The organism is Glaesserella australis (assembly GCF_003260095.1).
Lineage (GTDB): Bacteria > Pseudomonadota > Gammaproteobacteria > Enterobacterales > Pasteurellaceae > Glaesserella > Glaesserella australis.
On the sequence record NZ_PTPX01000010.1, the window covers coordinates 67,433 to 80,841 of the forward strand.

Annotated in this window: 11 protein-coding genes and 1 pseudogene; 4 read left to right on the forward strand and 8 right to left on the reverse strand. The window is 38.4% G+C overall.

What is annotated here, in order from left to right:
• Positions 1-3 precede the first annotated feature (3 nt).
• From dld to C5N92_RS05205, 5 genes are all read right to left on the reverse strand, one after another.
• Positions 4-1,695, reverse strand: a complete 1,692-nt coding sequence (dld, locus tag C5N92_RS05185) for a D-lactate dehydrogenase (protein ID WP_111749799.1) — start codon at positions 1,693-1,695, stop codon at positions 4-6.
• A 213-nt stretch (positions 1,696-1,908) separates the two neighbouring features.
• On the reverse strand, positions 1,909-4,044 hold the full coding sequence (gene pta, locus C5N92_RS05190) for a phosphate acetyltransferase (RefSeq protein WP_111749800.1): 2,136 nt from the start codon (positions 4,042-4,044) through the stop codon (positions 1,909-1,911).
• Positions 4,045-4,163: 119 nt separating this feature from the next.
• Entirely contained in the window at positions 4,164-5,363 is a 1,200-nt protein-coding gene (locus tag C5N92_RS05195) for an acetate kinase (protein WP_111749801.1), read from the reverse strand.
• Positions 5,364-5,642: 279 nt separating this feature from the next.
• Positions 5,643-5,939 (reverse strand): single-stranded DNA-binding protein, encoded by a 297-nt coding sequence (locus tag C5N92_RS05200; RefSeq protein ID WP_005821707.1) that lies wholly within the window; start codon positions 5,937-5,939, stop codon positions 5,643-5,645.
• Positions 5,940-5,968: 29 nt separating this feature from the next.
• Positions 5,969-7,234 carry a phage/plasmid replication protein, II/X family gene (locus C5N92_RS05205; protein WP_021118165.1) on the reverse strand — a complete coding sequence of 422 codons (1,266 nt, stop codon included), beginning with the start codon at positions 7,232-7,234 and terminating at the stop codon, positions 5,969-5,971.
• Between the two features lie 104 nt (positions 7,235-7,338).
• On the opposite strand from C5N92_RS05205, the gene C5N92_RS05210 reads away from it, so the two are divergent.
• Complete coding sequence (locus C5N92_RS05210) at positions 7,339-7,671, forward strand: helix-turn-helix domain-containing protein (RefSeq protein ID WP_005821729.1); 333 nt, start codon at positions 7,339-7,341, stop codon at positions 7,669-7,671.
• A gap of 104 nt (positions 7,672-7,775) precedes the next feature.
• Here the strand turns inward: C5N92_RS05210 and C5N92_RS05215 are convergent, their stop codons facing one another.
• From C5N92_RS05215 to rnd, 3 genes are all read right to left on the reverse strand, one after another.
• Positions 7,776-8,063: a hypothetical protein gene (locus C5N92_RS05215; protein ID WP_111749802.1), complete on the reverse strand. Its 288-nt coding sequence runs from the start codon at positions 8,061-8,063 to the stop codon at positions 7,776-7,778.
• Positions 8,064-8,202: 139 nt separating this feature from the next.
• Positions 8,203-9,651 (reverse strand): glucose/sorbosone family PQQ-dependent dehydrogenase, encoded by a 1,449-nt coding sequence (locus C5N92_RS05220; protein WP_111749803.1) that lies wholly within the window; start codon positions 9,649-9,651, stop codon positions 8,203-8,205.
• A 276-nt stretch (positions 9,652-9,927) separates the two neighbouring features.
• Positions 9,928-11,043 carry a ribonuclease D gene (rnd, locus tag C5N92_RS05225; protein ID WP_111749804.1) on the reverse strand — a complete coding sequence of 372 codons (1,116 nt, stop codon included), beginning with the start codon at positions 11,041-11,043 and terminating at the stop codon, positions 9,928-9,930.
• A gap of 178 nt (positions 11,044-11,221) precedes the next feature.
• Between rnd and C5N92_RS05230 the strand changes: the two genes are divergently transcribed.
• The 3 genes and pseudogenes from C5N92_RS05230 to C5N92_RS05240 all read left to right on the forward strand — a co-directional run bounded on the left by C5N92_RS05230 (position 11,222) and on the right by C5N92_RS05240 (position 13,277).
• Positions 11,222-12,427 carry an ROK family protein gene (locus tag C5N92_RS05230; protein ID WP_111749805.1) on the forward strand — a complete coding sequence of 402 codons (1,206 nt, stop codon included), beginning with the start codon at positions 11,222-11,224 and terminating at the stop codon, positions 12,425-12,427.
• Between the two features lie 195 nt (positions 12,428-12,622).
• Positions 12,623-12,929: pseudogene (locus C5N92_RS05235) on the forward strand (type II toxin-antitoxin system RelE/ParE family toxin).
• Positions 12,930-12,938: 9 nt separating this feature from the next.
• Positions 12,939-13,277, forward strand: coding sequence for a HigA family addiction module antitoxin (locus C5N92_RS05240; RefSeq protein WP_111749806.1), 339 nt, complete (start codon positions 12,939-12,941; stop codon positions 13,275-13,277).
• Positions 13,278-13,409 lie beyond the last annotated feature (132 nt).

Genomic DNA, 13,409 nt, shown 5'->3' on the forward strand with positions numbered 1-13,409 from the left:
TGTTTATCCCCAATGTTTCTTCTTCGAGGTTTGTCCAATACCAGGATTGAAACTGTTCGTTGGGTCTAGATCTTGATAGAACTTACGCAAGGCAGGTTTGGCTTCATATAAATGCCCCACATTATGCTCCGCAGGGTATTGTGCGCCCCGTTGGTCGAGCAATTTCAACATCTCGTGTTCTAAGGCTACACAATCGTTGCCTTTTTTAACGATATAATCTTGGTGGAAAACGTGGCACATAAAGTGTCCATAATAGAGTTTATGGCTAATTTTCTCATTAATTTCTTGTGGCAACACTTCAAACCACTCATTATCGTTGCGACGTAACGCAATATCCAACGCCACAATATCTTCAACATCTTTCTCGTGAATGGCTCTATAGCGGATTGCCGCTGATGCAACGGCAAAGCGATGAAGCATTGCAGCTTGCGTTTCTTCAGGGCTACATTCAAAGTAACCGCCTTTAGCACTGCCTGCAAAATAGGTTTTGAGATACTCTTGAGCTTCTTTCACGCCAACGCCGCCCATTTTCACAATTAAGTGATGTTCATATTTATCACGATATTGACGCAAACTATCAGACAAATGTTGTGGCAACACTTTAGAGATAAGCTGCAACAGCTTGTCGCTGAAATGGTTTGGCAGGAACGAGTATTTTTTCGATAAACGATCCACTTTCGCTTTTAAGGCAAATAACGTTGGCAAGCGGTGCGTTCCGAGCTTTTTAATCACCCAAAAGGTATCTTTGCCATATTCTGCCGCCACATCAAAAGCATCACGGTGAATATATTCGCCCGAAATCGGCAACTGCTGGAAATTGGCTAACATATGGCGACGAATATCGCTCAGCACATTGGTTTGATTTGTGCCGATATAGAAAACTGCGGTCTCTTTTTCTAATGGAAAAGTGTCTAAACGCACGGCAAAAATTGCTAATTTACCCGCGCTGCCTGATGCCTCGTAATGGCGAGCAGGATCCGCATTAAAGCGGGCAGGGGAGTCTTCATCCACTTGGCGAACGTGGTTACAATAAGCGTGATCGTGACCTTTGCCGCAATCAAGCTGAATATCTTTGCGTTGATAACGTTGCTCTTGCAGATTTTGCAAAATTTCTTCAGGCGTGTCGCCTAAATCAATGCCTAAGTGATTTTTTAGCTCTAACTCACCGCTTGCATTGAGTTGAGCATAGAGTGCCATTTCCGTATAAGCCGGACCGCGTTGCACCAATGCACCACCTGAATTGTTACAAACACCGCCGATCACAGAAGCACCAATACAAGAAGAACCAATCACCGAATGCGGCTCACGACTATGGGGTTTTAAGGCATTTTCAAGAGCATTTAAGGTTGAACCCGGCAAACAGACCACTTGATTTGCGTTATTAATCAACTGGATACCGTCAATTCGCATTGCATTGATAATCACAATATCACGATCATAATCATTGCCATTTGGCGTTGAGCCGCCTGTTAATCCCGTATTTGCCGCTTGTGTAATGACAATTACATCCGCCGCAACACAGGCTTTTAAAATTGCCCAAAACTCAAGTAGTGTCGCAGGGCGAACCACCGCAAGCGCATTGCCCGAACCAAAGCGATAACCACTACGATAAACTTCGGTTTTAGAAGTATCGGTAATAATATATTTTTCGCCAACGATGTCGGTGAGTTTCGCGATAAGTTGTTGAGCTGACATAGTGATTCCTTACAGGATTTAACAAAATTGATACAAGTATAACAAAGAAAAGGAAACGTTTGCATTAGTTTCTCTATTTATTGAGCAATAAAAAAGGCACTCGTTAAAAAACAAGTGCCGTCAGTAAATTACTATGATCTAAACTCAATAAGCGTTGAGCTATTTAACAAGCCGTTGCACAAAATAAGCAATGGTAAACATTACTAACGCAAACTACTGTGTCGCCTGAATTGCCGTTAATGCAATCGTATAGACGATATCATCAACTAAGGCACCACGAGATAAGTCGTTTACTGGTTTACGCATACCTTGTAGCATTGGACCGATAGACACGAGATCCGCTGAACGTTGTACCGCTTTGTAGGTGGTGTTACCCGTGTTCAAGTCTGGGAAGACGAATACGGTCGCTTTACCTGCAACAGGGGAGTTTGGTGCTTTAGAGCGAGCCACATCTTCCATAATTGCCGCATCGTATTGTAATGGGCCGTCAATGATAAGATCTGGACGTTTTTCTTTGGCAATGCGAGTTGCTTCTGCCACTTTTTCCACGTCTGCACCTGCACCTGATGTACCTGTTGAGTAAGAAATCATCGCAACACGCGGGTCGATACCGAATGATTTCGCTGATTCAGCAGATTGAATAGCAATTTCAGCTAACTGTTCTGCCGTTGGATCTGGGTTTACCGCACAGTCACCATACACAAGCACTTGGTCTGGTAACAACATAAAGAATACAGAAGAAATAATCGAGTTACCCGGTGCTGTTTTGATGATTTGCATCGGTGGGCGAATGGTGTTCGCTGTGGTGTGAACCGCACCTGACACTAAGCCGTCCACTTCGTTGGCTTCTAACATCATTGTACCAAGTACAACAGTGTCTAAAAGCTGTTCACGAGCTACAACTTCAGTCATACCTTTGTTTTTACGCAATTCCACTAAACGAGCCACATAGTTCTCACGCACTTCCGCAGGATCAATAATAGTAATGCCTTTGCCTAAAACGACCCCTTGTGCTTCAGCTACACGTTGAACATCTGCTGGTGGTGCTAATAACACACATTCTGCAATGCCACGTTCTGCACACAATGCTGCAGCTTTAACAGTACGAGGTTCATCACCTTCTGGCAAGACGATACGTTTTTTCGCTTCACGAGCAAGTTCAGTTAATTGATAACGGAATGCAGCAGGGGAGAGACGGCGTGCACGAACAGCCCCTTTTGAAATACCATCAATAAAGCCTGCATCGAATTGTTCCGATACATACTGTTTGATTGCATCAATACGTTCTTTATCATCAACAGGCACTTCAAGACTGAAACTTTGTAAGCTTAATGCTGTTTGCCAAGTGTTGCCTTCAATGCGGAAAATTGGTAAACCTGTTTCAAAGGCTTGTTGGCAAAGTTTCGCAATTTGAGTATCAATTTTGTAGCCACCTGTTAAGAGTAATGCCCCGATTTCAACACCATTCATTGCAGCAAGAGAAGCAGCTACGATCACATCAGGACGATCTGCTGAAGCGACTAACAAACTACCGGCTTTAAAGTGATCTACCATATGTGGCAAACTTCTTGCACAGAAGGTAACACTACGAATACGGCGTTTGTGAACTTCACCTTCATTGATAATCGACGCACCTAAGTGTTTTACTAAGTCAATCGCACGGGTTGCGATTAAGTCAGATTTCCACGCAATACAAGCCAACAATTTAATTGGACCTGTTTTAAACAGGTTTTCCATTTCAAGCATATTGTTGCTACTGTGCTGGAAAGAGTCGAAAATTTCGGTTAAATCTGGACGTGTGCGACCTGATTCGTCCACAGGTGCATTAAATTTATTGATCACAACACCGAGTAGGTTAGGGTTATGGCGACCGCCGAAAAGTGATGCCGCTGCGTCGATACGCTCTTTTAATTGAGCTGGTTTATCTGCCGCTGGTGCTGCCACTAACACGATTTCTGCGTCTAATGCTTGGGCAATTTCGTAGTTAATGCTGTTCGCATAAGAATTTTTGCGCGTTGGGATTAAACCTTCGATCACAATAATATCGCTGGTTTTCGCTAATTTTTGATGACGTTCCACTACTTTTTCAAGTAATACGTCCGTTTGGTTTTTCGCAATTAAGGTTTCCGCTTCACTTAGCATAAAGGGTGTACCAGTTTCGGTACTTTGAGAAAGGCGGATAATGGTAGTTGAGCGATCTAAAGTATCTTCACCACTGATCGGCTGTGCAATCGGTTTCAAGAAGCCTACTTTCGCCCCTTTTTGTTCAAGAGAATGGACTAAACCAAGACTTACACTGGTTAAACCAACACCCGTGCTGATTGGGATTAAAATAATTGTTCTAGACATTGTTCTTTTCCTATTTACAAGCGGGTAGATTAATCAAATTTTTTGCAAAACTTGCTCAAAACCTTACCGCTCTATGTGATATAAAAGTAAAAAACCTGCCGATTGGCAGGTTTTAGGTATTATAACGCTAGGCGTGCTGTATCTTGTGCGATAACAAGTTCTTCGTTAGTTGGAATAACAAAGGCACGGAATGCAGAGTCAGCCGTGGTGATTTCACCTGATTTGCCGAAACGTGCCGCATTGTTTTTCTCGCTATCAACTTTGATACCGAACAGTTTCAAGTAGTTTAAGGTTAATTCACGCACAGGGCCTGCGTTCTCACCGATACCGCCAGTAAACACGATTGCGTCTAGGTGATCATCGCCTAACACTGCCATATAAGCACCGATGTATTTCGCTAAACGGTAGCAGAAACCGTCCATTGCACGTTTTGCATCTGCGTGAGTTGCGTAGTTATCTTCCGCATAACGACAGTCGCTGGTGACTTCAGTTAAACCTAATAAACCTGATTTTTTCACAAGGGTATCTTCGATCTCTTTCACTGACATACCTAAAGTATTGTGCATAAAGAAGATGATTGCAGGGTCTAAATCGCCTGAACGGGTTCCCATTACCAAACCTTCTAATGGGGTAAAGCCCATTGAAGTGTCAATACATTCACCGTTACGAATTGCTGCTACAGAAGCACCATTACCTAAATGGCAGGTAATCACGTTTACTTTTGACGGCTCAACGCCAACCACTTTTGCTGCTTCACGGCTGACATAGTAGTGGCTTGTACCGTGGAAACCATAGCGACGCACGCCGTGTTCTTTGTATAAAGAATATGGTAGAGCATAGAGATAAGCGTGTTCTGGCATTGTTTGGTGGAATGCAGTGTCAAATACTGCCACGTTTTTCTCTTTTAACTCTGGGAAGGCTTTGAATGCTTCTTCAATACCGATTAAGTGAGCAGGGTTGTGAAGTGGTGCAAACGCCGCAGCTTCTTTGATACCTTCAACAACTTCAGGGGTGATAACGATAGATGAAGTATATTTTTCACCACCGTGAACGATACGATGGCCGATAGCACCGATACTGTCTTTTAATTCTGCACTTAAAATATTTTTTACGATGTAGTTAAGCGCTTCACTGTGAGCCGCACCTGCCCCTAAATCTGCAGCACCTTTTTCACCATTTAATTTCCATTTAATGCGAGCGTCAGCAAGGTTAAAGTTTTCCGCCAAACCTGATAATTTTTCATCACCAGAAACAGGATCAAGGATAGCGAATTTTAACGATGAGCTACCACAGTTAAGAATAAGAATATTTTTTGACATTGTCGAAACACCTATGTGTGAATAATAAAAAATGAACGTGCTTTTTCAAACACGAGACGTGGTTATAATACGCTTTTTATGCTTGAAAATAAATTCCTATAAAATGAAAGCAGAGCAAAAAACTGATAAAAAATCTGAAATTTTCTACTTTCATTTTTATTATTTAACATAATCTACGTTATGCGAACAAAATAGAATATAACTAATTGATTTATAAGGATATTTTCATTTTAATGTTTGTAACCATTTGATTTTAAAGGAAAATATCCTTATCTAAAATTACTTATCTTCAGCAGGAACTAAAATTACATCGCCAACTTGCAAATCAAAGTATCCGCTTGTTTTAAATGATTTTGGATGTACATAATAGCTACCTGCACCATAAGGAATTTGATCTTTAGCTAATGGCACTTTAAACTGCACTGGAAATTGACCGCCTAAATCAATATAAGCTTCTTGAGTTCGGATAAACCAATCTTTACCCGTTTTTTCACTTTTGCCTGAACGTTCATCAATTCGAGATGTAGGGAAAATTTGAACTTTCAAAAGATACTGTTTAATGTCTTGATTACTCATAATGTTTTCCTTTTGGTTGGGTTAAAAATCTATGCGGCTAATAATTCAAAATCATCTAAAGTCGGTTCTGTATACCAGTCAGGTCTTTGACAGCTAAAGTCTATTTCAACAAGTTTCATCAAAGGAATGATGTTATGCCGTTCGTGAGCTTTTAGATTTTGTAGTTGGGCTTTAGTTAAACCTACAGCCATAAGATCCTTTTCATATCTCCAAAATGTCTTACGATCCATACAGTTTGATGTTTCTCTATAGCCATCCGTAAGTAAATTTTTATAAAAACTGAATAAACGATCAGCTTTTGCATAGCTAACATTTCCTTTTGGAGTGATTGAAAAATAATTTTTCCGTAATAAACGCTGAATTTGATCTCTGTTGTAAATATTCATATTGCTTTCCCCGACAGCCTTAATAATGTCTTTGAATGCATCTTGCCATAGGTCTTTAATCAGGCTTCTACCCTGCTCTTCGTAATCTCTCTGATAGTTAATTAAGTCAAATAAATTGCGTGGGATTTGATGTTTATCTAAATAACGTTGTTTTAATCTTGCTTCAAAACGAACACATTTTTTTGAAAATTCAATGAGATTTGGATTACTTAATACTTGAATTGAGTTTTGCAGATACTTTTTACTTGGTGATTTTTTGAAGTCGTGCTGGGCTTCTTGTAGTCTTTTTTGAACTTCATTACCTTTTAGATAAACTTTTAAAATACGGTGTTCTGAACCTGAATTCCATTCAGCCGTTGTGTCATATTCTTTGTTATGTCTTGTGCGACGTGTTTGTCCTAAATGGATATTTTGGAAAAAAGAGATAAGTTGTTTTTGGATAGATTCTGAATCAATATGAGCTGAAAAAGTTACATCAATCCAATCAACTGACGTTTGTTCTATATCAACCATTTCATAAAGCTCTGGCATTGCTTTGATGAATGAACTCAACATTACAAAAGCACAGATTTCTAGGTCAGTTGAGCCGAAAACATTGTGTCCTTGCAATAATTTTGCAGGGCTTGCTTTCAACTCAACATAAGGCGGTGTTTTCATTCTGTCACTACCATTAAAGATTTTCATAGCCAATGAAGAAAAATGGCTAGGAATAGATTCATAAGGGTGAGATAGCTCCTGAACATCAAGATCACCGTCTATTTCAAAAGTCACATTTGATGATTTCAGTTTTATTCCTGTTCTTCTTGCAATTTCTATCAAAGTCTCTTTCAAAAACGAGGTCTCACCGTCCTTACAGACGATGATATGCTCTGCTTTGAAAGGGATAGAAAGTTTCAAGAAGTCAATCATAATAAATCATATAGGTAATTTATATAACTCAAATATACAACTATAAAATCATATATGCAACTATTTGATGTAAAATACACATAAAATTTACATTTGGTGCTTGTATGAATCATTTAGGCGACAATATTAAACGCATTCGTAAAACGGCAGGTATCAGTCAGCAAGAACTTGCTGATATGAGTGGCGTATCTAAAGCTCAAATTTCAAGATTAGAAAATGGGGAACAAAATAACCCTCAAATAAATACGATAGTATCAATCGCATCTAATCTAGGAGTTTCCATAGAAGAAATTATTTATGGTGAAAAAACAGATAGCTTTTCTTACTTAGAAAAGGCTTTAAAAGAGCTTCCACAAGATGATCAAGAGTCAATCAGAAAACTTATTAAAGTCTGGATATTGATGAGCCAAAGTGAAAAACTTCAGACATTAGAGTAAGTGAATAATTTTTAATCTAAAATGTGTCATTTTGACACAAGAGTGGACTATTATAGGGTAGTCCACTGCCCTAACAACCCTTATTCCCCCCCTAAAAGGTCATATCACCGCCCCCTAAAATACCCACGTCTTGGGCTTTTACTGTAAGTTTTTACAAATTCATCAAGATCTATTGGTACATTAGAATTAACAAGTTCCTGCAAAAACAGCATAAAATGCTCTAATTGGTCAAAACGCTTGTCTGTGTCGGTTTTACTTTCATTGTTATCAAGTTTAAAACGGACTTCAATGGAATTAACACCTATATAAATGCGGTGTTCGGTCGTTTTAAGTAGTTTGACCGTTTCATAAAAATGCTTTGGTGTAAGATGAGATAAGGTGATATTAGCCATAATTTCGCATAACAACAGGTTATGTGTAAATTCTCGTGCAGTGGGACAAGCCCTATTATACTGCACTCGAATTGTAACATAACCTGTAAAGCATTATGCGAAATTTAACAAAGGAAATTTATCTTAAAATAAATCGCCTTTACTTTGCTTCAAAGACCAAAATTGCACCTTGGTTTGCCATTTCTTTGGTTGGTTTACTGTCTTTCCCCATAATGTAACCTGCATTATCGGTTGAGACATAAATTTTACTTGTATCAGGACTTACTAAAACCATACGGTAACGGTTATCTGTGCGGAAATGGCTAATGACTTCACCTTGTACTTGCTGTGCATTGGCATCTAAAGGCATACGATATAAGGTTCCCGTCTTAACACCAGTTACTAATAACGCATTTTGGAAACTCTTAATTTTTCCCTCTTTTGGATAATATGCAATGCTTGTTGTAGCCACCGTTGGCCAACAAATATAGTCACCATTACATTTAGGATCATTAAAATTATAGTTATTTGGCACTGTAAAGAAGGTTTTTAACGGTTCTTTCATGTTGTCAAAAGGCGCATCTGTCTCTTTTAAGCGTTCCACTGTCACGCTTTTATCTACCGTTGTACCATCATACATTGGCGCTTTTTCACAGTTTTCTACTTTTGAATAATTTACATAGCTATAAGCTTGATTGTCTTGATAGCCTGCAACATAAGGCCAGCCATAGTTTCCACCTGCTTCAACAGCATTAACTTCATCATCTGTTCCAGGCCCTTGATCAACGTTAAATAATTTATTTCCAACAAAGACTAAACCTTGTGGATTACGGAATCCATAGGCATAGACATGGCTTTTAATATTTTGAATACGTGGATTATCTTCAGGAATGGAACCGTCTGCGTTAATACGTAACACTTTGCCACGGTAATCTTCATAATTACCCTTAGCAACGTCTTCTACTGTTGGAATATTCTGCGCACGGATTTCCTTACAGCTGTTCGCAAATTGGTTATAACCGTTATCGCCTAAGGTGAGATACAGTTTTCCATCTTTCCCAAAGATTAAACGCCCTGCATTGTGGTCATCGCCTGCGGGTAATTTATCTAAAATAATCGTTTCATCACTTAATTTTTGCGTTTGTGGATCGTAAGTTAAACGCACAATACGCCCAAAATCTGATTTATCACCATTTGTAGAAGAATAGGTATAGTAGGTGTAAACAAAATCTTCTTTGCTGTTTTTCAAAAAGTTAGGATGTAACGCTAATCCCAATACACCCTGATGTGGCGGTGTTGCAAAGGCATTTTCAAAGGTATAAAGCACTTTATGTTCAGCGGTATTTGGATTAACAATCGAAATCTGCTTTCCTTGTCGTTCAGTGACCCAAATATTGCCATCCGCCCCCCAAACCATATCCCAAGGATTATTTAGGTTTGAGATCAAGACAGACGCTTTAAATCCCGCTTCTTCTGTTACCACCGCTTTAACTTCTTCAACTTTTGGCGCTGGTTGAGCGGTTTTTTCTGCTTCAACTTTTGCAGGTTCGTTAGCAAAAGCCATATTCAACGCCAGTGTTAACCAGGTTGCAATCACCGTTTTTTTCATACGTTTTCCTATTCAAAAATAATAAAGGGAATGGTTGGAATTGTAATAGAAATGTGATTTAAACAGAAATCTTTTCTCTCGTATCACAAGCGGTCAGTTTTGCTAGAAATTTTGCAAATTGGTTTAATTTTCTATAACCATTTGATAAATAAGATATTTTATTTTTAAGTAAAACTTAACAATGATTCTTTAGTGATAATAAAGTTTGATTTGCTGAATTTCAGGCAATAAAAAAGGTGCTTTAAAAGCACCTTAATTCGAGACAATGTCACGTTTTTATAGACAAGATAACAAGGATTCACCAAAAGGCTTACGCCAACCGACTAATAATTCAGGTAATTGTGTGGCATTCTGCCCTTTTCTATACCATTTAAACAGTTGATTTAATTGCCGTTTACTTGCTAATAACTCTACGGCTAAATCTGATGGCTGAATTTCAGCGAGTTTAGTTTGTAACTGTTTTAATGTCTGTTTATACCCTGGTTCATCTACAATGCGAGAAATTGGCGAAGGATAGTTTTCAGGCAATACCGCTCTGCCCTGTTCAACGAGCCACAATAACTTCTTACCATGAATACGTACTTCATTTGGGTGCATAAATTCCAGTAATGTGGAAGTATGTTTAGGCTGTTGCTTGGCGATTTGCCATAAATGTTGTTCTTTTATAATGAAATTTAACGCCAAATCTCGTTTCTCTGCTTCTTCAATACGCCATTTAGCCAACAGCTGTAATACGGCAAGCTGTTGTGGCGTAAGTTGCCAAGCGTTCATCACATCTTTATAAGCTTGTGCTGGATTTATCGCTATTTGTCGCTTCGCTAACAGCGTTTCGCACTCTTCTTGCACCGCAGATTGCCAGCGTGTTTTAGCAAGATCTTGTGATAACGCATGGTAAATTGGCAATAAATAATACACATCCGCCGCCGCATATTGACATTGAATTTCACTTAACGGACGAGCCAACCAATCTGTACGAGATGCGCCTTTATCAAGCCCAAGTGAGAGATAATGTAAAACCAATTTGGCAAAACCAACGGACTGCCCTAGCCCAATAAATCCCGCCATAATTTGTGTATCAACCATCGGCTGTGGAAGTTGCTTAAAGTAATGTTGAAAGACTTCCAAATCTTCACTGCAGGCATGTAGCACTTTGATCACATTTCTATTTGCTAATAAATCAATAAAAGGCGAAAAATCCGTGATGACAAGCGGGTCGATTAAGCAAATATTTTGCCCATCAAAAAGTTGAATCAAACCCAATTTAGGATAATAGGTTCTAGTTCTTATAAATTCCGTATCTAACGCCACAACAGGTTGTTGAGCAGCTTGTTGGCAGACTTCTGCCAATTGTTCGTTACCATTAATCCAACAGTAATTTATCTGTTTGTTCATAAAAAAATTCACCTTAAACATCAGGGTTGAGCGATTTACATGCATTTTCTTCAAAAAATAAAATAATTTTGTGAGCTCATTCTCATAATTGAATGAAATAGTTTGCTATTTTATATATAAAGGCTGCAAAATTAATAAATTATCTTATGGAGTAAAAAAAGATACTAAGGAATTAGGCATGAAAGTCACGTCTTATGATTATAAATACCAACATTTAGGTACAGTTTATCGCTTAATTGAGCAGTTTGAACTTATTTCTCGCACAGATCTTGCAAAACTGTCTGGTTTTGCACCTGCGTCTATGACTGTGCTAACGAAAACATTGATTGATAATAAATTTATCTTAGAAAGAACTTCACAAAATCTGCCTTCTCGGGGAAGACCAGCCGTTGGGCTTGCCGTATCGCCTTTTTATTGGCATTACCTTTGCTTAACTATTTCAACGACTAAATTGTCAATTTATTTATGCGATCTTAGTGGAAAATTAATTCAACAATGTGACTATGCCATTACTCAAGAAGAATACTCAAAATTAGATAGTTATATCCTAAGTAGTGTACAACATTTTTCAGATCAAATTGATATTGAACAGAAGAATTTATTTGCCATCTCTATCAGCGTATTAGGTAAAATTGATCCAACCCGACGGATAATTACACAATTAGGTCATCAGACAGTTCAGTGTGCTATTGTAGAAAATCTGGCTACCCATTTTTCACAACCTATCTTACTCAATGAGCATTTCCAGCTTTGGTTTTTGGCTGAATCCGCGCTTGGCAGTTTAATTAGCAATGACAATGTTATTTTCTTACAGCTTGATGACACGGTAAATCTCAGTGTTTTATTGAAAGGTTCACTGCTGCATCAGGACGAACATAAACGCATGAGCGTAGATAAAATGATCATGCCAAAATTTAGTGCATTAAGTGATGAAATTGCACAAGATATCAACGAGTTAGAGCGTTATCAGCTTGCTAATCAAGTGACGTTTCCGGCATTAAGTAAATTAATTGATCGCTATTTGCCAAATGAATGTGAACACAATCAAGATAAAATCGCCTATTTTTGTCAACAAGTTGAGCAAAACAACCCAAATGCGATGCGAATCTTAGCGCATATTTCAGACAATCTCGCTTATATGCTGATGAATTTGGTGAATATTTTTTCGACGGAAAAAATCATGCTTAACTCACCGCTTTTACAAATTAAACACCCATTGTTCGAGCAAATTCAAACTAAACTAAAACAAAATCTCCTGCTGAATGATTTAAATGTAGATCTTGTGACGAGCCAATATGATTTAGATAGCCCAATTATCCCCTCTATCGCAATCAAACTCGGCATCTATGAAGGCACGTTATTAAAAGAGTTTATCAGCATTTAATCAAACAAAATGGCACGAAGATCGTGCCATTAACATTGTACAAGCGGTTGGTCAGGTTATGATTTTTTCGATCTAGATCGAAAAAAATAGATTTTAGTGATTGATAAACAAATACCAATCTTAGTATTCTCTTATTGCGAAATGCACAGTTGAGTTGTGCATTATTTTGTTATATATTCATCAAAGAGAATAAGAATGTTTAATCTAACGGATGAACACTTTCGGGATAACTATCTTTACCGCTTTTTTCAATATGGCGGAACCGCATAGCAAAATCCCAGCCAATTTAAGCAACATACTTGCTCGTAAATTAGATATGATTAACGCAGCGGAAAATCTTAACGATTTACGTACACCGCCAGCTAATCGCCTTGAGTTACTTGAGCCAAAGGAAAATAAAGTGTATTCCATTCGGGTTAATAAACAATATCGGCTGATTTTTAAATTTGAAGATAATCAATTATCTAATTTGTATTTAGATCCACACACTTACGATTTATAAGAGACCACTATGAAAACCACTCCACGCAAACCGACTTCTGTCGGTGAGATTTTGCAAGAAGAATTTTTATCACCGTTAAATCTTAAAATCACAGATTTAGCCACAATCCTTGATGTGCATCGCAATACCGCCAGCGCGATTGTCAATAACAGCACACGCATTACGCTAGAAATGGCGTTTAAACTCGCTAAAGCCTTTAGCACAACCCCTGAATTTTGGCTGAATTTGCAAAATAATGTAGATTTATGGGAACTCAACCATAACACTACATTCCAACAAAGCCTTGCTAAAGTGAAGGTGGTGAGTGAATGGAGTGACTCAACCCTAGGAGTACCCGCCCTAGGTTAATTAAGTATCATAATTTCTTACGGAGTTTTATACTATTTCTCCGTAAGAATAAATAGGCATAATAGACAAAATTGTTGCTAAAAAGTAGCTTAAAGCCTTATAGTACAAGGCTTTAAGCCTACTTTTTGAAAT